The following is an 819-nucleotide window of genomic DNA, read 5'->3' as shown; positions in this document are numbered from 1 at the left end:
TGAACCTTTTTCATCCTCAGGTGCCCTGGGCAACTCGGTGGTTCTGAAGGACGGCGATGGCCTTACAGAGGTGGCCGGCCTTGGAAGGGCTGCAGCGTAGCTTTCGGAGGATCTTCCAGCTCTTCAGCTGGGCGTTCGCGCGTTCGCCGGGTCCGCGGAGCTTGGCGTGTGAGCGGTTGGCCCGCTTCTGGGACTCGAGCTTGTTCTTGCCCTTGTACGGGGTGACGAGCGGTCCCTCGGCTCCCTGATATGCCTTGTCGGCGAGGGTGATGATGCCTGCCGTCTCCAGCGCGCGCAGGATGCCCCAGATCCGGGCGGCCGTCAGGTCATGCGCCTTGCCTGGCAGCGCTCCGGACGTCCATAAGATCGTCCCGTCCGGTGAGGCGATGACCTGGACGTTCACCCCGTGCACGCGGTGTTTGCCGGAGAAGTAGGGCCGGTCGGCCTTGATCCGGTCAGTGCGGATCAGCGTGCCGTCCAGCACCAGGTAGTGCAGCCCGTCCCGCTTGGCCTTCCGTAACGCCGCCGTGAGCTTGGGAGAGCGCGCCGACAGCAGCGCCACGGTCTCCTCCACGTACCGCCATGCGGTCGTGGTGGACACCCCGAAGCCGGCGCCGAGTTCGGTGAATGTCTCACCTTTGCGCAGGTAGACCAGAACGAGCAGGGCCTGCTGGCCGGGGTTCAGCCGCCGCCAGAGCGACCTCTTGGACTTACGGTGGCGCCGGATCACCCCGGCGACGTAGTTCAGGGTCTGATGCGACAAATCGACGGCGGCACGATAGAACAGCACCTGAAGCTCCTGGTTGCGACGGTGATGGT

1 protein-coding gene is annotated in these 819 nt (G+C 65.3%); it reads right to left on the bottom strand.

Annotation, left to right across the window (positions count from 1 at the left end):
* Nucleotides 1–16: 16 nt before the first annotated feature.
* Entirely contained in the window at nt 17–790 is a 774-nt protein-coding gene (locus AB0C16_RS40130) for a transposase family protein (RefSeq protein WP_357691394.1), read from the bottom strand.
* Nucleotides 791–819 lie beyond the last annotated feature (29 nt).

Source organism: Nonomuraea sp. NPDC048916 (genome assembly GCF_040649575.1).
GTDB lineage: Bacteria > Actinomycetota > Actinomycetes > Streptosporangiales > Streptosporangiaceae > Nonomuraea.
The sequence above is the reverse complement of the archived record's forward strand: the minus strand, read 5'-3'. Positions and strand labels throughout refer to the sequence as shown.